This is a genomic window from Kitasatospora misakiensis, from assembly GCF_042656005.1.
GTDB classification, from domain to species: Bacteria; Actinomycetota; Actinomycetes; order Streptomycetales; family Streptomycetaceae; genus Kitasatospora; species Kitasatospora misakiensis.
This window is the reverse complement of sequence record NZ_JBHSOF010000032.1, coordinates 57,147-81,598: the sequence shown is the minus strand read 5'-3', so window position 1 is coordinate 81,598 and position 24,452 is coordinate 57,147. Positions and strand designations below refer to the sequence as shown.

The following is a 24,452-nucleotide window of genomic DNA, read 5'->3' as shown; positions in this document are numbered from 1 at the left end:
TCAAAAAGGACACGCCCGTGTACAAGCCCCCACATGCGCCCCGGCCGCACTCCCCGCGCGGCTGCCCTCGTCTACCTGTCCTCGTACGCCCTGCCCGGTACAGCTTCGGGGGCGCCGTCAGCGCTGGACCGGCGCCGGGATGCCGAGCAGCCGGTCCCGGTGCACCGGGAACTCGTCCCGCGCCTTGGCCACCTCGGCCGGATCGAACTCCACGGTCAGCACCTCCTCACCGGGCCCCGCCTCGGCCAGCACCCGGCCCCACGGATCCACCGCGATGCTGTGGCCCGCCTGCTCGACCCCGCCGTGTGTCCCCGCCGTGTTGCAGGCCAGCACGTACGCCTGCTCCTCCACCGCGCGCGCCCGGTTCAGCAGCGTCCAGTGCTCCCGCCGCCGCGCCGGCCAGGCCGCCGGGACCACCAGCACCTGCGCACCGGCGTCCAGCAGCGCCCGGAACAGCTCCGGGAACCGCAGGTCGTAGCAGGTCGCCAGGCCCAGCGTGCCGACGTCGGTGGCCGCGGTGACGATCTCCTGCCCCGCGCCCATCACCACCGCCTCACCGCTGTCGAAGCCGAAGCGGTGGATCTTGCGGTAGGTGTGCGCCAGCTCCCCGTCCGGGGCGAACAGCAGCGAGGTGTTGTAGATCGGCCCGTCCGGGTCGCGCTCGACGATCGAACCGGCGTGCAGCCAGACCCCCGCCGCCTTCGCCGCCGACGCCATCGCGTCCGAGGTCGGCCCGTCCAGCGCCTCGGCACCGTCCGACCAGAGGTCGTAGGCGAATCCGCCGAGCGCCCACAGCTCGGGGAGGACCACCAGATCGGACCCCTGCTGGGCCCGCACCAGAGCGGCCGCGCGGGCCCGCCGCTCGGCCGGGGGCTCGGCGTCGGAGACCGCGAGTTGGATCAATGAAGCGCGCACAGTACCACCGTCCACGACAAGAGTCCTACGATCGTCACCCGAAAGCGCTGCCCTGCTCTCACCAGGCAGCGTAACGTGCGGTTAGCGTGTGCGCCCGGATGCCGGACCTTCCCGGCCGATCCCGGAACGCGCGGGCACGCGTGGCAAGGCAGCTGACGGAGGGCCGGAGATTCCCGTGACGGACAACCAGACCGTGCAGGCGTACACCGACGCGTGGACGCAGTCCATCGAGGCGATATCCGAACTGGTGACCCCTCTGCCGGAGGGCTCCTGGAACCGGGCCACGGAGTGCCCCGGCTGGTCCGTCCGGGACGTCGTCTCACACGTGATCGCCGTCGAGTCCGAGCTCCTGGGCGACCCGCGGCCGATCCACTCGCTGCCGCGCGACCTGCGCCACGTCACCACCGAGGCCACCCGCTACCTCGAACTGCCCGTCGACAAGCGGCGGTGCCACACGGCGTTGGAGATGACCAGCGAGCTGGAGTACACGATCATCCGCCGCTCCCGGGCGCTGCGGAACGCCAAGCAGATGCCCAACGAGCCGGTCCGCTGGCCGGCCGGCCCGCAGAGCCGCGACATCCCGTACCACGAGCTGCTCCGCCTGCGCGCCTTCGACGTCTGGGTGCACGAGCAGGACCTCCGCCGCGCCCTCGGCGCTCCCGGCAACCTCGACTCCCCGGCCGCCCAGGTCGCCCGCGACGTCCTGTTGCAGGGCCTGCCGAAGGCCGTCGCCCACCGGGCCGGCGCCCCGGCCGGGAGCACCCTGGTCGTCGACGTCACCGGCCCGGTGGAGTTCCTACGCACCGTCCGGGTCGACTCCGCCGGACGCGGCAGCGTCGACGAGTCCATCAGCCTGGCCCCCGACGTCCAGCTCACCCTCGACTGGGAGACGTACATGCGCCTCGCCTGCGGCCGCGGCCGCCCCGGCTCGGTGATCGTCGAGGGGGACAAGGAGCTCGCCGAGCGCGTCCTGGCGAACTTCTCCGTCACCCCGTAGCCCGTCGCGTCACCCGCCCGGCGTACACGGATCGTGCGCGCCGGGTGGGTGCGCCTCGTGCTCCCGTGCGTCACGTTGGGACCAGTGGCCCCGACCGTTCGGCCTCGTTGTTCCGGGCAGCGTCACCCGGAAGAAGGAGGGGCGTCCACAGATGGACGACGAACAGACGATGCAGGAACGGATGGAACTGGTCCGGTCGAGCTTCCCGGTCACGGGCCAGCCGATCAGGGTCGTGATGATCAACGGCGAGCCGTGGTTCGCGACCACCGATGTGTGCGCCGTGCTCGACCGGGGAAGCCCGAGCTGGGCCAGCAGGATGGTCGATGCCCGCGACACGCGGACGGTGGATATGCGCTCGGTATGCCTGAGTTCAACTCAGGCATACGACGTTTCCGCAGGTGGGAATGCCCCCACTCGTGGAAACCCGATGCTGAACCTCGTCAGCGAGGCTGGGCTCTACCTCCTCGTCATGAGGTCCAAGAAGCCCAATGCCAAGCCGTTTCAGGACTGGGTCACCCACGAGCTGCTCCCGTCCATCCGCCGGGGCGACACCGACATCCCCACCCAGCAGCGGCGGATGGCGGAGACGCTCACCGAGGCGATCGGGCAGCAGGTGTACGTCGTCGCGCGGATCGAGCACGAGGACTGGCCGGGCCTGACCGTCCACTCCGACGGCACGGTCCACTGTCGGCACGGGGACATGGCGCTCCGGCTTCCCGGCCCGGACGACAGCGGCCCGCCGTTCGGCCCGTACTTCGAGTGCCCGGGCGGGGAGCACGTCGGGATCCGGGGCAGCCGCGTGGTCCCGGGCTGCCCGAAGCTGCGGATCGTGGACCTGGTCCGGATGCGGGACGAGGCCGGGGCTCCGCCGGCGTCCGGGGAAACCCCTGAACGCGGTCCCGAGAACGTGCTCGTCGAATTGCACGGCGCCCGGATCATCGGGACGCCCCCGCAGATCGCCGAGTTCATGCGCGAGTACGCGGGCTGACCGAACGGGGGTAACCCTTGTTCGAAACAAGGGTTACCCCCTTTCCGCAGGTCAGTAACCCTACGGCGCCGCCGCCGCGAGCTTCCGGCGCAGGCGCAGGATCATCAGGGTGCCCGCCGCCATCGGGACGTACAGCCAGCAGAAGGCCCACCGGAAGGCGCTCGCGGAGTAGGTGCCCGCGTCGGCCGGGGTCAGGGTGTCGAGGAGGACGCCGATGCCGAACAGGGTGATCATCGTGCCGATGAAGCCGCCCATGTTGACGATGCCGGAGGCCGTGCCGAAGCGTTCGACGGGGTTGTGGGCGCGGGCGTAGTCGAGGCCGACCAGCGAGGCCGGGCCGTTGCTGCCCATCACCAGGACGAGGGTGACCAGCAGCCAGAGCGGCGGGTGACCCTCGGGCCAGGCGAGGGTCACCGCCCAGAGCAGTGCGGTGACCGCGATGGTGGTGAGCACGATCGGCATCCGGGCCCGGGGGGTGCGGGAGAGCAGCCGGCCGAACAGGAAGCCGAAGCTCATGTTGGCGAGCACCAGCAGGGTGAGCAGCCCGCCGGCCTCGGTGCGGGTCATGCCCTGGGCCTCGACGAGGTACGGCAGGCCCCACAGCAGCCCGAAGGCGTTGCCCGGGAACGGCGTGGTGAAGTGGATCCAGAGCCCGAGCCGGGTTCCCGGCTCCCGCCAGGCCTCCCGGACCTGCCGCCCGACGGCGAGCCGGGGCCGGTCGGCCGCCGGTGCCGCCGACCCGGTCGACGCGGTCGGCACGGCCCCCTCCGGTGCCTCGCGGAGGAAGAGCGCGACGAGCGCGAAGACGGCGGTGCCGAGCAGGGCGATGGTGGCGAAGGTGGGCGTCCAGCCCTCGCTGCGCAGGGCCTGGGCGAGGACGACGGTGGTCACCAGGTTGCCGCTCATCCCGGCGAGGCCGGTGAGCTGGGCGATCAGCGGGTTCTTGGCGGCGGGGAACCAGCGGGCGGCGATCCGCAGCACGCTGATGAAGGTCATCGCGTCGCCGCAGCCGAGCACGGCCCGGGAGGCCAGTGCGGGGCCGAAGGCGTCGGAGAAGGCGAAGGCGAGCTGGCCGGTGCTGAGCAGCAGGACGCCGAGCAGCAGGACCTTGCGCGGCCCGAAGCGGTCGACCAGCACGCCGACGGGTATCTGCATGGCCGCGTAGACGAGGACCTGGAGGATCGAGAAGGTGGAGAGCGCGGAGGCGCCGATGCCGAAGCGGTCGGCGGCGTCCAGGCCCGCGACGCCGAGGCTGGTGCGGTGGATGACCGCCAGGACGTAGACGGTGACGCCGATCGACCAGGCCAGCCAGGCGGCCCGGCCACCCGGCGGCTGCGGATGGCCGGTGGTGAGGCCGGTGGTGGTGAGGCCGGCGGTGGTGAGGCCGGCGGGGCGGTCGTCGGCGGCACGGGGAGCGGAGGCGGACTGGGGGCGGGCTGAACTGGCGGGCTCCACGGTCATAGTGGCCCCAGGGTAGTCATCCCATCATTGGATCCCCAGGGCGGGGCCCGGGGGACGGACGTGCGGCGCCCCCTCCGGCCCGGACCCCGTCGACCCCCCGCGCGCCCGCACGCGCCCCGCTCAGCCGACCACCGTCCAGGAGACCGAGCGCGTCATGTAGCGCTCCCGGAAGGCCTCGTCGCGGACCCAGTCCGTGGTGTCCCGGACGGTCGCCGTGACGTTGGTGCTGTGCCCGGGCTCCAGCGCCAGCGGGGCGGTGTCCAGCCAGCTGCGGTCGGCCGCCTGCGGTTCGACCGGGACGCCGTCCACCGTCCAGTCCACCCGCAGTTGCCGGGCCCCGGTCAGCGGGACCGGCCTGACCTCCAGTCGGGGCCGGCCGGTGACGTCGCCGGGGGCCGGCACGGGGGTGTCGGTGGGGCGGATCCGGCGGTAGATCTCCTCGATGATCGCCTCCCGCGAGGGCAGGTTGTACGCCCCGCCGAGGGTGCGCATCACCGAGTCCGGGGTGGGCCGGTAGATGCCGTTGGCGCTGCGGTAGGCGCCGACGGTCCCGGCGCCGTCCGGGGACTCCACGCCGAGCCAGCGCCACCACTTGGACTGCTTGCGGCGCATCTCCTCGGCGTTCTCGGTGGCGAGGTTGGGGTAGTCGGCGTCGTCGGGCGCGCTGTCGTACTCGTCGCCGAGGTCGCCGACGGTGTGCCCTATCTCGTGCTGGATGATCCGCCCGGCGTCGGCACTGCCGCCGGCCAGGGTGGTCACCCCGGTGCCGCCGGCTCCGCCGTACTCGGTGGAGTTGGCCAGCGCGATGAGGTACTGCGGGCCCTCGCCGCGGCCGGCGTACCGGGCGGTCGCCTCCTCGTCGGCGCAGAGCAGCCGGGCGGTGCCCTCGCACCAGAAGTGCATGCCGAGCGGCGTGGCCGGGTTGCGGCCGCGGCTCTCGGTCTCGGCGATCCCGGAGACCGGGGAGACCACCTCGACCCGCCTTATGTTGAAGAACCCCTGGTAGCTGCGGAACGGCTCGATCTCCATCAGCGCGCGCCAGGCCCGGTCGGCCTGTTCGCGGAAGGCGTCCTGCTCCTCGGCGGTGTAGCCGTCGCCGAGCAGGACGAGGGTGATCCGGTTGGCCGGGTCCCCGGTCCGCCGTATGTCGACGGTCGGCGCGTCCCCGGCGGTGCGCAGCTCGGCGCGCTGCACCGCGGTGTGCGGTGGCACCGCGCGGTCGGCCGGGGCGCCGGCCCCGATCACCCCGAACGGTGAGGGTCCGGCCAGTTCGAGCGCGGCCGGGAGTACGGCGGTGGACACCAGCACGAGCGCGGCCAGACTCCGGACGATCCGGCCAGGGTTGCCAGGCGGCATACGGGTGCGTCCTCGACCTTCCGGTCACCCGGCGTCGCCCGGGTGGTGGACGCGAAGACGTACCCGGCCCGGCGTGTCGTCCCCACCGAACGGCGAAAAAGTCACCGGCCTGGACGAACGACCGGAATCCACCAGTCATACCTATGAGCCCGACCAGGTTGATCAGGATCACTACCCGTGACCATGGAATTACCGAAAATAATCGTGAAAATCTTTTGTTCATCCTGCAACTACGGGCCCCGGATCGGGGTCTGTACGGACGAAGGACGCGGGAGAGAGCGAGACCGGCGAAGGCCGGGGGGGCGCTACCGAGTCGACGGAGCGATCCGGCCACCTTCACCACCCACCACCATCACCACGACATCAGCCCTCGGGGGGTCCTGTCATGCGCACGTCCACCATGCCCGTTTCCATGAAGAACACCGTTGTCCACCGCCGCGTCGCGGCTGTCGCCGCCACCCTGCTGCTCGCCGGCTCCGTCCAGCTCCTGACCGCCGAGTCCTCCTGGGCCTGCGGCGCGGCCGGGCCGGTGTCCGCCGCCGACGAGGCCGCCGCTGTGGCAGCCGAGTCCGCCGACCACCACGGTGACCTCTCCATCGCCTTCAAGACGGCCCCTGAAGGTCAGCACGTCACCGCCGGCGGAAAGCCCCTCGAGGTCTCCGTCAGCCTCCGCAACTCCACCGGCGCGCCGTACCAGCGCGTCCGGCCGCTGATCGCGCTGGACAGCACGAGCGGCAACCGGATCTCGGACTTCACGGTCGAGGCGGCCACGCCCAACGGCTGGAAGAAGCTCCCGCTCCAGCAGTTCTGCGACCCCGTGATGTGGGCGGACACCAGCTCGCTGATCTCCAAGAACCTCGCGGACGGTCAGACCGCCGACTTCCGCTTCCGCATCACCGTCTCGGGCAAGGCCGTCGACCTGAAGTCGTTCAACGTCGGCACCTCGGCCAAGGTCGGGCCCGCCACTCACGGCCTGGGCGCGAACCGCACCTTCGCGGTGGACCACCCGACCGCGCCGAAGCCCGCCCCGACCTCGAAGCCCGCACCCGCCAAGGAGACCGCGAAGCCGGCCGCCCCGGCCGCGCCGAAGAGCACCCCCACCACCGCGCCGGCCACCACCGCGCCGGCCGGCACCCCGGAGCTCGCCCAGACCGGCGCCGGCACCCCGAACGGCCTGCTCGCGGGCATCGCCGCCGGTATCGCCGCGCTCGGCGCGGGCATGGTGCTCACCGTCCGCCGACTGCGCGCCCAGCGCTGACGCGGACGCCGACACCGACGACACCCCCGCCGAGGGTGGTGCGGAAGTTCCGGCGGAACGGCGACAGCCCCGACCGGAGTCGGACGTCCCACCCATCAGAGGACGAAACCTGGAGCCACGCCATGTACGAGCAGACCGCCGTCGCTCACGCCGACGACACCGCCTGGTCCTGAGCGCCACCGGGGCCGCGGAATGACGAGGGGCCTGCCTCCGCACGAGGGTGCGGAGGCAGGCCCCTTCAGGTCTCCCGGGTGGGTCAGCCCCAGGTGATCAGGCGCTTCGGGTACTCCAGGATGCCCGCGATGTCGGCCAGCACCTTGGAGCCCAGCTCGCCGTCGACCAGGCGGTGGTCGAAGGAGAGGGCCAGTGTGGTGACCTGGCGCGGGACGACCTTGCCCTTGTGCACCCACGGCAGTTCCCGGACCGCCCCGAAGGCGAGGATGGCCGCCTCGCCGGGGTTGAGGATCGGGGTGCCGCTGTCGACGCCGAAGACGCCGACGTTGGTGATCGTGATCGTGCCGCCCTGCATGTCGCCGGGCGACGTCTTGCCCTGGCGGGCCGTCTCGATCAGCTCGCCGAGCGAGACCGCCAGGCCGGAGAGGGTCCGGGCGCCGGCGTCCTTGATGTTGGGGACGATCAGGCCGCGCGGGGTGGCCGCGGCGATGCCGAGGTTCACCTGGCCCCGGATGACGATCTCCTGGGCCGCCTCGTCCCACTGGGCGTTGATCTCGGGGTTGCGCTTGATCGCGGTCAGCAGGGCCTTGGCGACCAGCAGCAGCGGGCTGACCCGGACGTCCCGGCCCAGCTCGCCGCTCTCCTTGAGCCGGCGGACGAACTTCATCGTCCGGGTCACGTCGACCTGGACGAACTCGGTGACGTGCGGGGCGGTGAAGGCCGAGGCCACCATCGCCTGCGCGGTCGCCTTGCGGACGCCCTTGATCGGCACCCGGACGTCGCCCGCGCCGGGCAGGACCACGGTGGCGGTCACCGGGGCGGCGACGGCCGGCTCGGCGGCCGGGGCCTCGACGGGAGCCGGCGCCGGGGCGGCGGCGGTGGCCGCGTGGGCGTGCAGGTCCTCGCGGGTGATCACGCCGTCCGGGCCGGTCGGGGTGACGGCCCGCAGGTCGATCCCGAGGTCCTTGGCGAGCTTGCGCACCGGCGGCTTGGCCAGCGGCCGGTCACCGGACACCTCGACGGCCGGCGCCGGAGCCTGCACCACAACGGGAGCCGGGGCGGCGGCCGTGGTGCGGCGCGCCCGGCGCTGGCTGCCGCCGGTCCGCGGGCCGTAGCCGACCAGCACCTCGCGCCGCTCGGGCTCGGCCTCCGCGGCCCGCGCCGGAGCGGCGGCCGGGGCAGCAGCGGCGGGTGCGGCCGCGGCGGGCGCCCCCGCCCCGCCGGCCACCGCGACCGAGATGATCGCGGTGCCGACGTCGACCGTCGCGCCCTCCGGGAAGAAGAGCTGCTCGACGACCCCGGTGAACGGGATCGGCAGCTCCACGGCGGCCTTCGCGGTCTCGACCTCGCAGACGACCTGCCCGTCGGTGACGGTGTCACCGGGCTTGACGTACCAGCTGAGGATCTCGGCCTCGGTCAGGCCCTCGCCCACATCGGGCATCTTGAACTCGCGGAGCGAGCGAACTTCGGTGGTCATCTTCGCTCCCCGGTCAGTACGCGAACGCGCGGTCGACGGCGTCGAGCACGCGGTCCAGGTCGGGGAGGAAGGACTCCTCGACCCGGGACGGCGGGTACGGCGCGTGGTAGCCGCCGACCCGCAGGATCGGCGCCTCCAGGTGGTAGAAGCAGCGCTCGGTGAGCCGAGCGGCCAGCTCCGCGCCCATGCCCAGGAACACCGGGGCCTCGTGCACCACGATGCCGCGCCCGGTGCGCCTGACCGACTCCTCCAGGGCGGCGAAGTCGACCGGGGAGAGCGAGCGGAGGTCGACGACCTCCAGCCGGCGGCCGTCCTCCTCGGCGGCCGCGGCGGCCTCCAGGCAGACCTTGACCATCGGGCCGTAGGCGATCAGCGTGGCGTCGGCGCCGGGCCGGACGATCCGCGCGTCGTGCAGGCCCAGGTCGGCGGAGTCGCCGACCTCGCCCTTGTCCCAGTAGCGGCGCTTGGGCTCCAGGAAGATCACCGGGTCGTCCGACTCGATGGACTGGCGCAGCATCCAGTGCGCGTCGTGCGCGTTGGACGGGCTGACCACCCGCAGACCGGCGGTGTGCGCGAAGTACGCCTCGTGCGACTCGCTGTGGTGCTCGACCGCGCCGATGCCACCCGCGTAGGGGATGCGGACGGTGACCGGGAGCTTGATGTGCCCGAGCGCACGGGCGTGCATCTTGGCCAGCTGGGAGACGATCTGGTCGAAGGCCGGGTAGACGAAGCCGTCGAACTGGATCTCCACGACCGGGCGGTAGCCGCGCAGCGCGAGGCCGATCGCGGTGCCGACGATGCCGGACTCGGCGAGCGGGGTGTCGATCACCCGGTCCTCGCCGAAGTCCTTCTGCAGGCCGTCGGTGATCCGGAAGACACCGCCGAGCTTGCCGATGTCCTCGCCCATCAGGACGGTCTTCGGGTCGCTCTCCAGCGACTTGCGCAGCGCGTCGTTGAGCGCCTTGGCAATGCTGAGCTGACCGGCCATCAGAGGTTCTCCCCCGCCTCGAAGGAGGCCGCGTACTCGACGTACTCGGCCCGTTCCTCATCGACCAGCGTGTGCGGCTCGGCGTAGACGTGGTCGAAGATCAGGGTGGGGTCCGGGTCCGGCATGCCGCGCACGCCCTCGCGCACCCGCAGCCCGAGCCGCTCGCTCTCGGCCTCGATCGAGGCGAAGAACTCCTCGTCGGCCAGGCCCTCCTTCTCCAGGTGGGCGCGGAGCCGGGTGATCGGGTCCTTGGCCTTCCAGGCCTCGGTCTCCTCGGAGCCCCGGTAGCGGGTCGGGTCGTCGGAGGTGGTGTGCGCGCCCATCCGGTAGGTGAACGCCTCGATCAGCACCGGGCCGTTGCCGGTGCGCGCGTGCTCCAGGGCCCAGCGGGTCACCGCGAGACAGGCCAGCACGTCATTGCCGTCGACCCGGATGCCAGGGAAGCCGAAGCCGGAGGCCCGGCGGTACAGCGGGATCTTGGTCTGGGTGGTGGTGGGCTCGGAGATCGCCCACTGGTTGTTCTGGCAGAAGAAGACCACCGGCGAGTTGTAGACCGAGGCGAAGGTGAAGGCCTCGTTGACGTCGCCCTGGCTGGAGGCGCCGTCGCCGAAGTACGCGATCACCGCGTCGTCGGCGCCGTCCTTGGTGATGCCCATCGCGTATCCGGTGGCGTGCAGGGTCTGCGCGCCGATCACGATGGTGTACAGGTGGAAGTTCTTCTCGTTCGGGTCCCAGCCGCCGTGGTTCACGCCGCGGAACATGCCGAGCAGGTTCAGCGGGTCGACGTCGCGGCACCAGGCGACACCGTGCTCGCGGTAGGTGGGGAAGGCGTAGTCGCCGGGTCGCATCGCGCGACCGGAGCCGACCTGGGCGGCCTCCTGGCCGAGCAGCGAGGCCCACAGGCCCAGCTCGCCCTGGCGCTGCAGCGAGGTCGCCTCGGCGTCGAAGCGGCGTACCAGCACCAGGTCACGGTAGAGGGCACGGAGCTCGTCCGCCTCCACGGTGAGCGGGAAGTCCGGGTGCTCGACCCGCTCGCCTTCCGGGGTGAGCAGCTGCACGAGCTCCGGCTGGGCGTCCTTGGCCGTGGCGCGGACGCCGGGGGCCGCCTTCTTGCGCGCCCTCGCCGTGCTTTTGACGGTCACGTTCACTCCTCGGTCTGTCCGGCCGCCCGGGGTCGCCGGTGACCGGTCCGGTCACCTCCTCGCGGGGCGCGCGTGGGTGTGCGCACCCGCTGCGGGGCAGGTGGTGATCCCTTTCCGACGGCGTCCCTCACGAGAACGTTACCCAGCGTCCGCCCTCGACGCGTCTGCGCTAGGACGTCCTACTTGTTCGGGGTCCACAAACGCGCGTGTGGCGCAGCTCTCAATTCGGTCGCCTTCAGGACACCAGCGCACGTTATCCGGGCGGAGGCTCCCGCGTAAGGGGGTTACCGGCATGGGTTTCGACCGCTCCGGCCGGATCGCATTCCCGGAACGGTGCGGGCGAGAGGTATTTCGTAGGGTGATATGGGAGGCTTTGCGCGTGACTGATATTGGACAAATCAGGGTATTCCTCCTCGACGACCACGAGGTGGTCCGTCGGGGTGTCCACGAACTCCTCTCCGTCGAGGAGGACATCGAGGTGGTCGGCGAGGCCGGCACCGCCGCCGAGGCCCTGACCAGGATCCCGGCCGTCCACCCCGACGTGGCGGTGCTCGACGTCCGGCTGCCGGACGGTAACGGCGTCGAGGTCTGCCGGGAGATCCGCTCCCGGCTGCCGGAGATCAAGTGCCTGATGCTGACCTCGTTCTCCGACGACGAGGCCCTGTTCGACTCGATCATGGCGGGCGCCTCCGGCTACGTGCTGAAGGCGATCCGCGGCACCGACCTGATCACCGCCGTCCGGGACGTCGCGGCCGGCAAGTCGCTGCTCGACCCGGTGGCCACCAGCCGGGTGCTGGCCAGGCTGCGGGACGGCGGCGAGAAGGAGGACGAGCGGCTCACCCAGCTCACCAAGCAGGAGCGCCGCATCCTGGACCTGATCGGCGAGGGGATGACCAATCGTCAGATCGGCAATGAACTGCACCTCGCCGAAAAGACGGTGAAGAACTACGTCTCCAGTCTGCTCGCCAAGATGGGGATGGAGCGACGGACCCAGGCGGCGGCTTTCGTGGCCCGGCACCAGGCGGACCACCAGCATTGATGCTGTGGATGCACATAGTTGACGGTCTGTCAAGTCCCCCCGCCGAGAGGTCCTAACCTCTGGCTGTGACTTTCAGCCAGACCCTCGCCTGCGCACCAGCCCGTCCCGACCTCACCGCTCCCCCGATAGGAACCCTCAGCCCGCCCGTCCCCCACGCCGCGCTCGCCGAGGTCCTGCGCCACTACCGGGTGGGCCGCCTGCTCACCGCCGAACCCGTCGCCGAAGGCCTGCTGAACCGCGGCTACCGGGTCACCGCCGAGGCCGGCGGCTACTTCCTGAAGTGCTACGTCGACGCCGCGACCGCCGGCCGCGAGGCGGTCCTCGGCCACCACCGCGCGATGGGCGCGCTCGCCGCCCTGGGCCTGCCCGTCGCGCCCCCGCTGGCGCTCGCCGAGCGGACCGGCACGATCGCGCCCTTCGGCGGCCGGCTCTTCGCCCTCTTCCCCTGGGTGGACGGCGGGCACCGGCACGGCACCGAGCTCTCCCTGGCGCAGTGCGACGAACTCGGCGCGCTGCTCGGCCGGCTGCACGGCGCCCTCGACGACATCTGCGCCCCGCTCGCGCAGCCCTCCGGCTACGGCAGCGCCGACCCGCTCGACAGCACCGCGCTCGCCCTCGACCTGCGCCGGCGGGCCCGCGAGCACCGTCCGCACGGCGAGCTCGACGCCCTGGTCGAGCGCCGGCTGACCGAACGGCTGGAGCTGCTCGCCGAGCACGCCCACCGGCGGCCCGCCCCGCAGTCCGCCCCGCCCACCGGCTGGACCCACGGCGACTTCCACGGACTCAACCTGCTGCACCACGGCGGGCGGATCGCGGCCGTCCTGGACTGGGACAAGCTGGGGCCGCAGCCCCGCGCGGAGGAGGCCGTCCGCGCGGCCACCCTGGTCTTCAACGACCGCGCCACCGGGGTGCTGGACCTCGTCCGGGTCCGGCACTGGTCGCAGGCCTACCGGGCGACCGGGGCCGCCACGGCCGAGCACCTGGCCGCCGCGACCCACCGGGTCTGGTGGGAGCGGCTGAACGACTTCTGGATGCTCCAGTGGCGCTACCAGCGGGCCGACCACCGGGCCGACCCGCTCTACCCCGCCTCGGCGGGCCAGTTGGCGTGGTGGTGCCAGGAGTACGAGCAGGTCCTGGACGCCTTCGCCAACTGACCCGGCGGCCGGCCGACTCGCCGACTGACCCGGCGGTCGACCGGCCCAGCGGGCCAGCCGGTCCCGTCAGGGAACCAGCGGAGTGGCCGCCCCGCCGGTCGGCTTCGGCGTGGTGCCGCCGGCACCGCCGCCGACCGGCGGCGTCTGGGTGGCACCGCCACCGCCACCGGCCGGCGGCGGGTTGGTCGCCGGCGGCGTGGCCGGGGCCGTCGTCGCGCCGCCGCCCGTCCCCGTGGTCGGCGGGGTGGTCGGCGAGGCGGAGCCCGTCCCGGTCGAACTCGCGGTCGGGGTCGACGGCTTGCTGCCGGTCGGGCTCGGCGTCATCGTCGGGCTCGGCGAGTGCTTGCCGCCCGGCTGGCTCGGCCCCTGGCTCTGGTTGCCGCCGTTGTAGGTGTCGGTCGGCTGCTGCTGCGGACGGCGCGTGTTCTGGCCGGACGGCGACGTGGTCGCGGTCGAGCCGGAGGTGGGCGTGGTCGGCTCCGGCGCCGTCGACACCGCGCTGGTGGCCGGGGTCAGGTTGCCCGGCTTCCCGCCACCGCCGCCGTCGTTGCCGCTCAGCGCCATGGCGATGCCGATGCCGGCCGCCACGACCACCGCCGCGATGCCGGCCACCCAGCGCCACGGCCCGCGCCGGCCGGAGCCGCGCCCGGGCCCGTCACCGTCGTGCCCGTCGCCGCCGTAGGGCGGGTAGGCGGAGGACGGCGTGTGCGGGCCGCCCGGCACCTGGTACGGCAGCATCGCCGTCGGGTCGCCGGGGACACCGGCCCCGAGCACGGCCGTCTCGTCCGTGCCGATCGACGGCATCCCGCCGCTGTGGCCCTGGCCCGCCGCGGCCAGCCCGGCCGCCGCGCCGGTCGGCCAGCCGCCGGTGCCGCCGGTGAGCTCGCGCAGCGCGTGCTCGATGTGCGCGCGGAACTCGTCGGCGTCCTGGAAGCGGTCGTCCGGGTTCTTCGCGAGCGAGCGCAGCACCAGCGGGTCCAGCCCGGCCGGCACCCGCGGATTGGCCTGCGAGGGCGGCACCGGCTGGTCCTGCACGTGCTGGTAGACCACCGAGAGCGGGGTGTCGCCGGTGAACGGCGGGCGCAGCGCCAGCAGCTCGAAGAGCATGCAGCCGGCCGCGTACAGGTCGGAGCGGTGGTCGACCGGCTTGCCGAGCGCCTGCTCCGGCGAGAGGTACTGCGGGGTGCCCATGACCATGCCGGTCTGGGTCATCGTCGAGGCCGTGCCGGTGAGCGCCCGGGCGATGCCGAAGTCCATCACCTTGACCGCGCCGGCGGTCGTGATGATCACGTTGGCCGGCTTGATGTCCCGGTGCACGATGCCGTGCCGGTGGCTGTAGGAGAGCGCCTCCAGCACCCCGGCGATGATGATCAGCGCCTGGTCGACCGGCGGGGCGGCCTCGTCCACCAGCAGCTCGCGGACGGTCCGGCCCTCGACCAGCTCCATCACGATGTACGGCGTCGACTCCTCGCCGACGTACTCCTCGCCGGTGTCGTACACCGCGACGATCGCGTGGTGGTTGAGCGCCGCGACGGCGTGCGCCTCCCTGGTGAAGCGGAGCCGGGCGATCTCGTCCTGGGCCAGTTCACCGCGGAGCAGCTTCACCGCGACGGTCCGGCCGAGCCGGACGTCCTGGGCGGCGAACACCTCGGCCATGCCGCCCCGGCCGAGCCGGTGGGTCAGCCGGTAGCGGCCGTCACCGACCGTGCCCAGCGGGGCCGTGGTGCCCCGGCCGGGGGTCTGCGGGCCACCGTACGGCGGGAGCGCGGTCGTGGCGGCGTCGCTACCGGGCTCGGGCGTCCGCGGGGCCCCGCCGGTCGGACCGGTCGCCCAGGCCCCCTCGTCGTCGTCCGGTCGCTGCGTCTGTGCCATCGCTCCTCGCCCCGGGCGTTCGCTCGGATCGCGGTGCCCTGTCGCTCGTAATTCCCCGAACGCTACCGCCTCCGGCCGACCCCTGCGGCACGAGCGATCCGGACGGAACGCGTCAGAGCAGGCCATTCCGGTCGGCCGGACCGTCCAGGTGGAGCACCGTGGCCGTCGGCCCCGAGACGCGCGTCTTCGACCCGGACTTCGAGTCCCGCTCGGCCCGGTTGACCACGATCGCGATGATGATGACCGCCAGGACGATCACGCCGACGATGATGCCGATGATCACCAGCGCGGTCGAGCAGCCACCGCTGTTCGACGCGGGCGCCGGCTGCGGCTGGAACGGCGGCGCCGGCATCGGGTGCGGCGGCGGGGTGTGCGCCTGCTGGGGGAAGGGCTGCGGCGTGTGCGGCGCCTGGAAGGCCGGCGGCGGGGTCTGGTACGGCTGCGGCTGCGGGAACGGCGGCGGCGTCTGCGGAGCCTGGAACGCCGGCGGCGGCGTCTGGTACGGCTGCGGCTGCGGGAACGGCGGCGGCGTCTGCGGCGGGGTGTGCGCGGCGTGCACCGAACGCGGCCCGTCGGTGATCAGCAGCGGGTTGCTGGCCGCCAGCGGGCTGCCGCCGCCCTTGGCCGCGGCGATCAGCCGCTCGGCCTCGTCGCGCATCGCCGCGGCGCTCGGGAAGCGGTGCGCCGGGTCCTTGCGCAGCGCCGTGGCGACGAACTCGTCGACCGCCGGGGAGAGCCGCGGGTTCAGCGCGGACGGCGCCGGCGGCTCCTCCTGGACGTGCTTGTACGCGATCGAGAAGGCCGAGTCGCCGTCGAAGACCAGCTGGCCGGTGACCATCTCGAAGAGCATCACGCCGACCGAGTAGAGGTCGGAGCGGGCGTCCACCGGCTTGCCGAGCGCCTGCTCGGGCGAGAGGTACTGCGGAGTGCCGACCACCATGCCGGTCTGGGTCATCGAGGTGACCCCGCTCTCCAGCGCGCGGGCGATGCCGAAGTCCATGACCTTGACGTTGCCCTTGCGGTCGAACATGACGTTGCCGGGCTTGATGTCGCGGTGCACCAGGCCCATGTCGTGCGAGGCCTCCAGCGCGTTCAGCACCCCGACGGTGACCCGCAGCGCCTCGTCGACCGGCATCGCGCCGTGCTGGGCGACCGCCTCGTTGATGGCGTCCCGCAGGCCCAGGCCGTCGATCAGCTGCATGACGATGTACGGGGTGCTGGAGCCGTCCGGGGCGATGTCCTCGCCGCTGTCGTAGACCGTGACGATGTTCGGGTGCTCCAGCCGGGCCACCGCCTGGGCCTCGCGGCGGAACCGCTCCTTGAACGAGTCGTCCCGGCCCAGCTCGCTGTGCATGCTCTTCAGCGCGACCTGCCGGTCCAGCACGCTGTCGTACGCGAGGTGCACCGAGGCCATGCCGCCCTCGCCCAGCACCCGCTGCAGCACGTACCGCCCGTTGCCCAGGGAGTAGCCCTCGACCGCCGCGTTGCCGTGCTCGCTCATGGTCCTCTGCTCCCCCTCGGCGCGGCCGTGCCGCCGCGACCGTGACATTCGGTCTCGTCCGTGCGTGTCCCGGGCCCGGCCCGCTGGCCTGCCCGACCCCTGTCGCGGCTCGACCGGCCTGCGACAGGGGCCCAGGGTATCGGCTCGCGAGGACACCGACCGGCCCAGGGCCGACACTGTGTCCAGGTCGCGACCCGGCACCCGTCAGTAGTGCGTCCGCCACCGGGTCGGCGTACCGCGCCCGGTGACGTGCGGCCCCGGCGGGGCCGTGGCGGTGCGGGTACGGCCGACGGCCTACAGGTAGGGGCCGGAGCGGATGCCGCGGCCCTCGCCCGGGTCGTCGCCCTCCGCCTCCCCGCCGTGCAGGCCGGGCGGCAGCGCCCGCCGCATCTGCTCCAGCTGCGCCCGCGCGGCCATCTGCTGGGCGAACAGCGCGGTCTGGATGCCGTGGAACAGGCCCTCCAGCCAGCCCACCAGCTGGGCCTGGGCGATCCGCAGCTCGGCCTCGGTCGGGATCGAGTCCTCGGTGAACGGCAGCGACAGCCGCTCCAGCTCGGCGACCAGCTCGGGGGCCAGGCCCAGCTCCAGCTCCTTGATCGAGCTGGCGTGGATGTCCTTCAGCCGCGCCCGGCTCGCCTCGTCGAGGGGGGCCGCCCTGACCTCCTCCAGCAGCTGCTTGATCATGCTGCCGATCCGCATCACCTTGGCCGGCTGCTCGACCATCTCGGTCACCGGCAGTTCACGCGGACCCTCGCCGTCGTCGGCCCCCATCGGGCCGCCCATCGCCGGGCCCACCGGCAGCCCGTCCGGTCCGACGATCAGCACCTTCTGGCCGTCCTGCGGCTGCCCGCCCATGGCCTGGTGGAACTCCTGCGACGAGCGCTCGTTCATCGGATTCGTCATGAATCACATTCTTCCTCACTGGGGTTGCCCGGGTGGCGGCCCCCGACCAACCCGCCCCGCCCGGTGCCGCTGCCGCCACCGGCCCCGGTCCGCCGTCGTCCGGAGACGACGCTACGCCCGGGCGCGGGGTGCCGGTATCCGTACGGGTACTCAGTTCGCCTGCCGGAGCGCGGAACCGTCGGGCCTTCGGCCCCTGCGGCGGTCGGTCGCGGCCGGTCGCGGCCGGTCTCAGTCGCGGCGCAACCGCAGGCCGATCAGGCCCAGCCCGCAGCCGATCAGGCCGAGGCCGGCGCCCAGCGGGAGCTGGCGGGTGGCCGCGTCGTCCCAGCGGGTGGGCAGCACGACCGGGCCGACCGTCACCGTCTGCTGACCGGGCAGGCCGAGCGCCAGCGTCTCGCCGGTGAAGTCCTCGCCCGGTGCGCCCGGGGAGTCGGGCGCAGCGGAGGTGCCGCCCTGCGGGCCGGCCACCGGACCGGCGGCGTCCACCCCGGCCTCGGCCGACCGCTCGGGCCTCCGCTCGGGCGTCCGCTCGGGCGTCCGCTCGGCGGCCTGGGCCCGGCCGAGGTCCGGCGCGCCCTCGGGGGCCGATTCGGGGCGTTCGGGCGCCGAGGCGGGGCGGTGCCGGTACCGGCGCTGCTCCCACCCGGCCCAGGACGGACCGGATCGGCCCGGGGCGGCCGACTGCCAGGCCGAGGCGGTGGTGGAGGGGGTCGCAGCAGTGGACGGCTCGACCTCGGGGGAGGACTCCTCCGGGACGGCTTCCGGGCCCGGGTCGGCGCCGGCCGACGGTCGCATCGGCCTGGCGGAGGCCTCCGGGGAGGGCGCGTCGGAGGGCGCGTCGGAGGGCGCGGACGGCTCCGGGGAGGCGACCGGAACGGGGACGGCACCGACGCCGGCCGGCGCGGCCACCGCCACCGGCCCGATGACCAGCGGCACGGCGAGGCCGAACACCGCCACCCCCAGCAGCCGCCGGGCGCGCCCGGAGCGGCGACGGGAAGGATGCGGCGGCAGTGCCGCCGGCAGCGGCCCGAGGAACGCGGACGAAGACGAAGGTGCGGGCACGGTCGAGGTCCTTCCGCGACGGCCGACCGCGCAGGGCGGGGTCGGCGGCGGGACAGCTCCCGTCCAGACTCACACAGTCCGCCATTCCGGGCATTTTGGACGCCCGGGACGGCGGACCTGGACGGCGGACCGGCGGGGCTCGGGCCCCACCGGTCCGCAGCCGTCCGCACGGCTCAGGCCCGCAGCACCACCTTGCCGACCTGCGCACCGGCCTCCAGCACCCGGTGCGCCTCGGCGGCCTCCGTCAGCGGCAGCACCCGGTCGACGACCGGCCGCACCACCCCGGACTCGACCAGCGGCCAGACGTGCTCGCGCACCGCCGCCACGATCGCCGCCTTCTCGGCCAGCGGCCGCCCGCGCAGATTGGTCGCGATCACCGCGCCGCGCTTGCGCAGCAGGGTGTTGAGGTTCAGCTCGCCCTTCACCCCGCCCTGCAGCCCGATGATCACCAGGCGCCCGTTGACCGCCAGCGCGTCCACGTTCCGCGACAGGTACGCGGCGCCCATGATGTCCAGGACCACGTCCGCCCCGGCGCCGCCGGTGGCCTCCCGGACCGCCTCGACGAAGTCCTGCTCCCGGTAGTCGATCAGCACGTCGGCCCCCAGCTCGGCGCAGCGGGCCAGCTTCTCCGGGCCGCCCGCCGTCACCGCCACCCGGGCGCCGACCGCCTTGGCCAGCTGGATCGCCATCGTCCCGATGCCGCTCGCGCCGCCGTGCACCAGCACCGTCTCCCCCGGCCGCAGGTGCGCGGTGAGGAAGACGTTGGACCACACCGTGCAGACGACCTCCGGCAGCGCCGCGGCCTGTTCCGGGGTCAGCCCCTTGGGAATCGGCAGCAGTTGACCGACCGGCACCGCGACCCGCTCCGCGTAGCCGCCGCCGACCAGCAGCGCGCAGACCTCGTCGCCGACCGCCCAGCCGGCCACCCCGGGGCCCAGGGCGGCGATCCGGCCCGCGCACTCCAGGCCCGGATAGGGCGAGCTGCCCGGCGGCGGGTCGTAGAAGCCCTGCCGCTGCAGCAGGTCGGCCCGGTTGACGGCGGTGGCCGCCACCTCGACCAGGACCTCGCCCTCGCCGGGCACCGGGTCCGGCACCTCGGCCCAGCGCAGCGCCTCGGGCCCGCCGGGTTCAGGAATCGTCATCGCATGCATGGGCCCGACGCTACTGCGCCCCGGCGGCCGGACGGTCCTCCAACCCGCCTGTCAGCAGCCCGCCTGTCAGCCGGCCAGGTCCGGGAGCACCACGGCACCCGGCAGCGCGGCCGCCACCCGGCCCGGCAGGATCAGCTTGCCCCGCCGCCGCCCGCTGCCCACCAGCACGAACGGGACCGCCGCCACCGCCGCGTCGACCAGCAGCGGCCAGTCGGCCGGCAGCCCGACCGGGGTGATCCCGCCGTACTCCATGCCGGTCGCCTCGACGGCGGTGTCCATCGGCGCGAACGAGGCCTTGCGGGCCTCCAGGTGCTTGCGGACGACCCGGTTGACGTCGACCCGGGTGGTCGCCAGCGCCAGGCAGGCGGCGAGAGTCGTCTCGCCACCGCGCCGGGCGGCGACCACCACGCAGTTCGCCGAGGCGTCGAGCGGCACGTCGTAGGTCTCGCAGAAGACCGCGGTGTCGGCCTTCTCCGGGTCGGTGTCGACGTACAGCACGGACCGGGCAGCCTCCCGGTCGTCCCACGCCTCCAGCAGCCCGGCCACCGGGGCCGCCAGCCGGTCGGCCACCTCCAACGCGGGGGCGGCGGACTCGAACCTGCCGAACGGGAGCAGCGGTTGATCGATCATGGCACCAACCCTACGTCGCACCGCCCGACTTGATGACGATCACCCGGTCGGTGATCTGCAGCGTACGGGCCTCCGGCTCGGTGTAGTTGATCACCCGCCGGCCGCGGACCACCGCGACGACCAGGTCCTCGCAGTCGCGCGGACTGTGCCCGGCCTCGGCCCGGGTGACCGGGCGCTCGATGACGTCCAGGCCGTTGCCGTAGGTGAGCAGGTCCTCCATCACCGCGCCGGTGTGCGGGCTGAGCATCGACATGCCGAGCAGCCGGCCCGCCGAACTGGAGCTGGTGACCACCACGTCGGCGCCGCTCTGCCGCAGCAGCGGGGCGTTCTCGTCCTCCCGCACCGCCGCGACGACGGTCGCCGTGCGGGTGAGCTGGCGGGCGGTCAGGGTGATCAGGGCGGCGGTGTCGTCCCGCTCCGGCGCCACCACCACCCGGGCGGCGGTGGGCAGTCCGGCGCGCAGCAGGGTGTCGGTCCGGGTGGCGTCGCCGAGTACGCCCACCAGGCCGTGCTGGGCGGCCTGGTCGACCGCCTTGCGCTGCGGGTCGACCACCACGATCTCGTCCTTGCGCATCCCCTGCCCGAGCAGGGTGTCGACCGCGCTGCGGCCCTTGGTGCCGTAGCCGATCACGACGGTGTGCTCGCGCACGGTGGACCTCCAGCGGTTCAACCGCCACTGCTGGCGGGTGCGTTCGGTGAGCACTTCGAGGGTGGTGCCGACCAGGATGATCAGGAAGAGCACCCGCAGCGGAGTGATCACGAAGATGTTGGTGAGCCGGGCGGTGTCGCTGAAGGGGGTGATGTCGCCGTAGCCCGTCGTGGAGAGCGTCACCGTGGCGTAGTACGCCGAGTCCAGGAAGCTCACCCCGCCCCCGGCGTTGTCGTTGTAGCCGCCGCGGTCCAGCCAGACGATCAGGGTGGTGGCCACCAGCACGGCCAGCGCCAGCAGCAGCCGGAAGCCGACCTGCCGGACGGCGGGGGCGGTGCGCCGCGCGGGCAGCACGATCCCGGCGTCGGCCCAGGGCTCGGCCTCGGACCGGCCGGCCAGTCGGCCGAGACCGCGGCCGCGGCCCGCTCCGGCGCTCACGGTGCCTCCAGCAGTTCGACGGTGGCACCGGCCGGCGCGCCGCCGGGCGGCACCACGGCGAGCGCCTCGGCCAGGGCCAGTCCGCGCAGCATCGCCGGTCCATCGTAGGGGAGTTGGACCACCCCGCGGGCGGTCCGCCGGACCGGCAGCAGCCGGGTGTCCACCGGGTGGCCGGGCAGCGCGTCGACGGCGACGGCGACGGCCCGGGCCGGGTCGCCGGCGCCGCAGCCGGCCAACGCGCGCAGCAGCGGCAGGGCGAGCGTGACCGTCCCCGCGACCGCGGCCAGCGGATTGCCGGGCAGGCCCACCAGGTGGCGCCCGCCGGGCAGTTCGGCGAGCAGCATCGGATGGCCGGGCCGGACGGCGACGCCGTCCACCAGCAGTCGGGCACCGACCTCGGCGAGCGCCCGGTGCAGGAAGTCCACCGGACCGGCCGCCGTCCCGCCGGTGGTGACCACCACATCGGCGGTGGAGTGCCGCAGCGCGTCCCGGAGCAGCCCGAAGTCGTCGCGGACGGCGCGCGGTTCGCCGGTCTCGGCGCCGGCCGCGCGCAGCCACGGCGGCAGCAGCGGACCGAGCGCGTCCCGGACCAGACCGGGCCGGGGCAGGCCGGAGCCGAGCAGTTCGTCGCCGAGCACCAGCAGCTCGACCACCGGGCGGCGGTGCACGGCCAGCCGGTCGTGACCGCTGGCCGCGGCCAGGCCGAGCACCGCGGGGCCGACCTCGGTCCCGGCCGGGAGCAGCACCTCACCGCGCCGGCACTCCTGGCCGCGCGGTCGGACGTCCTGGCCGGTGGTCAGCGCACCGGGGACGCGCTCGCGCAGCAGCGGTCCGTCCGGCTCGCCGTGCTCGCGGCGGAGCACGGCCGTGGCGCCGGGCGGCAGTTGGGCACCGGTGGCGATCTCGACGGCGGCGCCGTCGGCCAGCGGGCCGTCCGCGGGACGCCCGGCCAGCAGCCGGCCGGCCACCCGCCAGGGGCCAGGGCCGGCGACCGCCCAGCCGTCCATCGCCGAGGTGTCGAAGGCGGGCAGGTCGGTGAGCGCGGTGAGCGGCTCGGCGAGGGTGCGGCCGGGCGCCTCGGCGAGCGGCAGGCGCGGCGGCGCCGACGCGCGGCGGCCGGCCCGGCGGGCGGCCTCGCGGACCGCCGCCCAGCCGGCCGGGCCGGCCGGGCCGGTCGGGGCCGGTGGCTGGTCGAGCACGGCGAGGTCCTCCAGCATGCTCACGGCTGCCCCGGGTCGGCCGCCCGGGCCGCCCAGCGCTCGGCGAGCGCGGCGGCCTGCCGGGACGCCTCGGCGACCGCCTCCGGGCCGCCGCCGCGCTGCGCGGCCGCGTACCCGATCAGAAAGGCGGTCAGCGGGGCGGCGGGCCGGTCCACCCCGTGGGCGACCACCCGGGCCAGGTCGAGCAGGCCCCGGACATCGACCTCCAGGTCGATGTCCAGCTCGGCACGGACCTCGGCGATCCAGTCATCCAGCGTGCGCTCCATGCGGACATGCTGCCCGATCGGCGGTTTCCCCGGAATGTTTGCCCGGTCAGCGCCGCGCGTCGTTTCCCTCACGCCGGGGCGCGGCGGGCGGTGAGAGGGCGGCTAGGAACCGTCGCGTTCGCGGGCGCGGGCGAGGTCCTCCCAGGTGTCGCAGTCGTAGGTGACGTCGTCGGTGTCGGCCAGCCGCAGGGTGCGCAGGGGGCCGGTGAGCCGGCGCAGGGGAAGGCCGGCGGGGTCGCCGGCGGCGGCCAGCGCGGCGCGCAGGGCGGCGGTGCGGTAGGCGGCGGCGAGCGGCTGGTCGCGGCCGGCGGCGTCGACCAGAACGGCCGCCGCGGTGTCCGGGCCGGCTCCGTCGAGGGCGGTGACCAGCCGGTGGACGGTCCGCTCGTCGAGGAACGGCAGGTCGGCGGCGAACAGCAGCACCACCTCGGCGGTCACCTCGGCGAGGCCGGCGGCGACGGCGGCCACCGGCCCGCCGCCGGGCGGGCGCTCGCGGGTCCAGCGGACGCCGGGGCTGGCGGTGGGCCGGGCCGGGCCGACCACCACGGTGGTCCGGGCGCCGGCGCAGGCGGCGAGCACCCGGTCCAGCAGGGTGGTCTCGCCGACGGTCAGGCCGGGCTTGTCCGCGCCGCCGAGCCGCCGGGCGGCTCCCCCGGCCGGGACGATCACGTCGTACGGCGTCATGCCGTCAGTATCCGCCGCCCGGGTCAGGCGGTGGCCGCCGCGTCCCCCGCCTCGTCCTCGTCCTCGTCCGCGTCCTTGGCAGCGGCCTCGGTCTCGGTCTCGTCGGCAGCGGCGGTGTTGGCGGCGGCGCTCAGCTCCAGCACGGCCGGCAGGGTCAGCTCCCCGTACCGCTGGTTCACGGCCGCGACCAGCGCCTCCGGGTCGTCCGGGTGCTCGGCCAGCAGCCGGTCGAAGTCCTGCAGGTACTCCCCGGTGAAGGCGAGCACCCGGGCCGCGTCGTCGCCCTGGTCGGGCGCGCGGTGTCCGGCGATCACCCGGTCCACGCCGAGCTCGCCGATCCGGCCGAGGTTGCGGATCCACGCGGTGCGGCGTTCCGGCGTGGTGTCGGCGGTCCAGACGTGGGTGCCGTTGTAGACGAAGTCCCCGGCGATCACGGTGCGGATGCTCGGCACGTGCACCACGGTGGAACCGTCGCAGTCGCCCTGCCCGAGCAGCAGGACCGGGATCACCTGCCGGTCGAGCATCAGCGGCTGGGGCAGCAGCGGGGCCGGGACCAGCGGGTGGTCCGGGATGTCGTCGCCGTACACCGGCTTCCACTGGGCGACCTTCGCGGCGGCGGTGCGCAGGATGCCGTCCACGACGGGCGGCGCGGCCAGCAGCCGCGCGTCGGGGAAGAGCCGCAGCACCTCCTCGGCGCCGAAGTAGTGGTCGGGGTGGTGGTGGGTGATCACGATGGCCAGCAGCCGGCGGCCCTTGCCCGCCACCCACTCGGCCAGCTCCCGGCCGGCGCTGCGGGTGAGCTGGGCGTCGACCAGGATCGCGGTGTGCTCGCCGAGGATCAGCGTGGAGGTGGCGAAGAAGGCCGTCTCGGGGCCGGTGAAGACGGCGACCTCCAGCGGCCGGACCGGCGCGTCGGCGGCGGGCGCAGCAGCGGCGGGCGCAGCAGCGGCGGGCGCAGCGGCGGCGTTCTCCTCGGACGGCGACGACGTCACTGGCTGCTCCCTCTGGTTCGGCGGCGGTCGTGCGGGCGAGCGGGCGAGCGGGCATACGGGCGTGCGCGCGCGTACGGCGGCGGTCCCGGGGACGGCCCGGCGCCCTACAGCATGGGAGCAGGGCACGCCGAAAAC

At 74.1% G+C, this 24,452-nt stretch carries 20 protein-coding genes and 1 pseudogene; 5 read left to right on the top strand and 16 right to left on the bottom strand.

The genetic code is table 11. The features are described 5' to 3' along the window. Positions 1–117: 117 nt before the first annotated feature. Positions 118–915 carry a carbon-nitrogen family hydrolase gene (locus ACFP3U_RS23105; RefSeq protein WP_380227531.1) on the bottom strand — a complete coding sequence of 266 codons (798 nt, stop codon included), beginning with the start codon at positions 913–915 and terminating at the stop codon, positions 118–120. A gap of 175 nt (positions 916–1,090) precedes the next feature. On the opposite strand from ACFP3U_RS23105, the gene ACFP3U_RS23100 reads away from it, so the two are divergent. Further along, positions 1,091–1,912, top strand: a complete 822-nt coding sequence (locus ACFP3U_RS23100; protein WP_380227529.1) for a maleylpyruvate isomerase family mycothiol-dependent enzyme — start codon at positions 1,091–1,093, stop codon at positions 1,910–1,912. A gap of 151 nt (positions 1,913–2,063) precedes the next feature. Then, positions 2,064–2,900 (top strand): BRO-N domain-containing protein, encoded by an 837-nt coding sequence (locus ACFP3U_RS23095; RefSeq protein WP_380227528.1) that lies wholly within the window; start codon positions 2,064–2,066, stop codon positions 2,898–2,900. A 60-nt stretch (positions 2,901–2,960) separates the two neighbouring features. Here ACFP3U_RS23095 and ACFP3U_RS23090 read toward each other — a convergent pair whose 3' ends face one another. Together ACFP3U_RS23090 and ACFP3U_RS23085 are read right to left on the bottom strand one after the other, a co-directional pair. Continuing rightward, on the bottom strand, positions 2,961–4,361 hold the full coding sequence (locus ACFP3U_RS23090; RefSeq protein ID WP_380227527.1) for an MFS transporter: 1,401 nt from the start codon (positions 4,359–4,361) through the stop codon (positions 2,961–2,963). A gap of 120 nt (positions 4,362–4,481) precedes the next feature. Beyond that, positions 4,482–5,717 (bottom strand): M64 family metallopeptidase, encoded by a 1,236-nt coding sequence (locus ACFP3U_RS23085; RefSeq protein WP_380227526.1) that lies wholly within the window; start codon positions 5,715–5,717, stop codon positions 4,482–4,484. 412 nt (positions 5,718–6,129) lie between these two features. Here ACFP3U_RS23085 and ACFP3U_RS23080 point away from each other — a divergent pair, with 412 nt between their 5' ends. Further along, the gene (locus tag ACFP3U_RS23080) at positions 6,130–6,975 is read left to right on the top strand and encodes a hypothetical protein (protein ID WP_380227525.1); all 846 of its coding nucleotides are present in this window, start codon (positions 6,130–6,132) and stop codon (positions 6,973–6,975) included. A 256-nt stretch (positions 6,976–7,231) separates the two neighbouring features. Here the strand turns inward: ACFP3U_RS23080 and ACFP3U_RS23075 are convergent, their stop codons facing one another. From ACFP3U_RS23075 to pdhA, 3 genes are read right to left on the bottom strand one after another with little or no spacing between them, the layout of a single operon-like run. Then, the gene (locus tag ACFP3U_RS23075) at positions 7,232–8,626 is read right to left on the bottom strand and encodes a dihydrolipoamide acetyltransferase family protein (RefSeq protein WP_380227524.1); all 1,395 of its coding nucleotides are present in this window, start codon (positions 8,624–8,626) and stop codon (positions 7,232–7,234) included. Between the two features lie 13 nt (positions 8,627–8,639). After that, on the bottom strand, positions 8,640–9,614 hold the full coding sequence (locus tag ACFP3U_RS23070) for an alpha-ketoacid dehydrogenase subunit beta (RefSeq protein ID WP_380227523.1): 975 nt from the start codon (positions 9,612–9,614) through the stop codon (positions 8,640–8,642). Continuing rightward, complete coding sequence (gene pdhA / locus ACFP3U_RS23065) at positions 9,614–10,756, bottom strand: pyruvate dehydrogenase (acetyl-transferring) E1 component subunit alpha (protein ID WP_380227522.1); 1,143 nt, start codon at positions 10,754–10,756, stop codon at positions 9,614–9,616. Before pdhA ends, ACFP3U_RS23070 begins: the two co-directional genes overlap by 1 nt. A 379-nt stretch (positions 10,757–11,135) precedes the next feature. Here pdhA and ACFP3U_RS23060 point away from each other — a divergent pair, with 379 nt between their 5' ends. After that, complete coding sequence (locus ACFP3U_RS23060; RefSeq protein ID WP_380227521.1) at positions 11,136–11,795, top strand: response regulator; 660 nt, start codon at positions 11,136–11,138, stop codon at positions 11,793–11,795. Between the two features lie 65 nt (positions 11,796–11,860). Further along, positions 11,861–12,949: a phosphotransferase enzyme family protein gene (locus tag ACFP3U_RS23055; RefSeq protein ID WP_380227520.1), complete on the top strand. Its 1,089-nt coding sequence runs from the start codon at positions 11,861–11,863 to the stop codon at positions 12,947–12,949. A gap of 66 nt (positions 12,950–13,015) precedes the next feature. Here ACFP3U_RS23055 and ACFP3U_RS23050 read toward each other — a convergent pair whose 3' ends face one another. The 10 genes and pseudogenes from ACFP3U_RS23050 to ACFP3U_RS23005 form a co-directional block, all read right to left on the bottom strand. Then, the gene (locus ACFP3U_RS23050; protein ID WP_380227519.1) at positions 13,016–14,821 is read right to left on the bottom strand and encodes a protein kinase domain-containing protein; all 1,806 of its coding nucleotides are present in this window, start codon (positions 14,819–14,821) and stop codon (positions 13,016–13,018) included. Positions 14,822–14,933: 112 nt separating this feature from the next. Next, a complete protein-coding gene (locus ACFP3U_RS23045; RefSeq protein ID WP_380227518.1) occupies positions 14,934–16,322 on the bottom strand; it encodes a protein kinase domain-containing protein in 1,389 nt (462 codons plus the stop codon). 294 nt (positions 16,323–16,616) lie between these two features. Beyond that, positions 16,617–17,225 (bottom strand): bacterial proteasome activator family protein, encoded by a 609-nt coding sequence (locus ACFP3U_RS23040; RefSeq protein WP_380227517.1) that lies wholly within the window; start codon positions 17,223–17,225, stop codon positions 16,617–16,619. 228 nt (positions 17,226–17,453) lie between these two features. Then, a complete protein-coding gene (locus ACFP3U_RS23035) occupies positions 17,454–18,287 on the bottom strand; it encodes a chromosomal replication initiator protein DnaA (RefSeq protein WP_380227516.1) in 834 nt (277 codons plus the stop codon). 173 nt (positions 18,288–18,460) lie between these two features. After that, a complete protein-coding gene (locus ACFP3U_RS23030) occupies positions 18,461–19,438 on the bottom strand; it encodes an NAD(P)H-quinone oxidoreductase (protein WP_380227515.1) in 978 nt (325 codons plus the stop codon). Positions 19,439–19,504: 66 nt separating this feature from the next. After that, a complete protein-coding gene (locus ACFP3U_RS23025; RefSeq protein ID WP_380227514.1) occupies positions 19,505–20,068 on the bottom strand; it encodes a YbaK/EbsC family protein in 564 nt (187 codons plus the stop codon). A 10-nt stretch (positions 20,069–20,078) separates the two neighbouring features. Then, positions 20,079–21,155: a potassium channel family protein gene (locus ACFP3U_RS23020; protein WP_380227513.1), complete on the bottom strand. Its 1,077-nt coding sequence runs from the start codon at positions 21,153–21,155 to the stop codon at positions 20,079–20,081. Then, positions 21,152–22,372 (bottom strand): molybdopterin molybdotransferase MoeA, encoded by a 1,221-nt coding sequence (locus ACFP3U_RS23015; RefSeq protein WP_380227549.1) that lies wholly within the window; start codon positions 22,370–22,372, stop codon positions 21,152–21,154. Before ACFP3U_RS23015 ends, ACFP3U_RS23020 begins: the two co-directional genes overlap by 4 nt. A 2-nt stretch (positions 22,373–22,374) precedes the next feature. Beyond that, a pseudogene (locus tag ACFP3U_RS23010) lies at positions 22,375–23,325 on the bottom strand (NTP transferase domain-containing protein). 23 nt (positions 23,326–23,348) lie between these two features. After that, positions 23,349–24,317 carry an MBL fold metallo-hydrolase gene (locus tag ACFP3U_RS23005; RefSeq protein WP_380227512.1) on the bottom strand — a complete coding sequence of 323 codons (969 nt, stop codon included), beginning with the start codon at positions 24,315–24,317 and terminating at the stop codon, positions 23,349–23,351. Between the last annotated feature and the right edge of the window lie 135 nt (positions 24,318–24,452).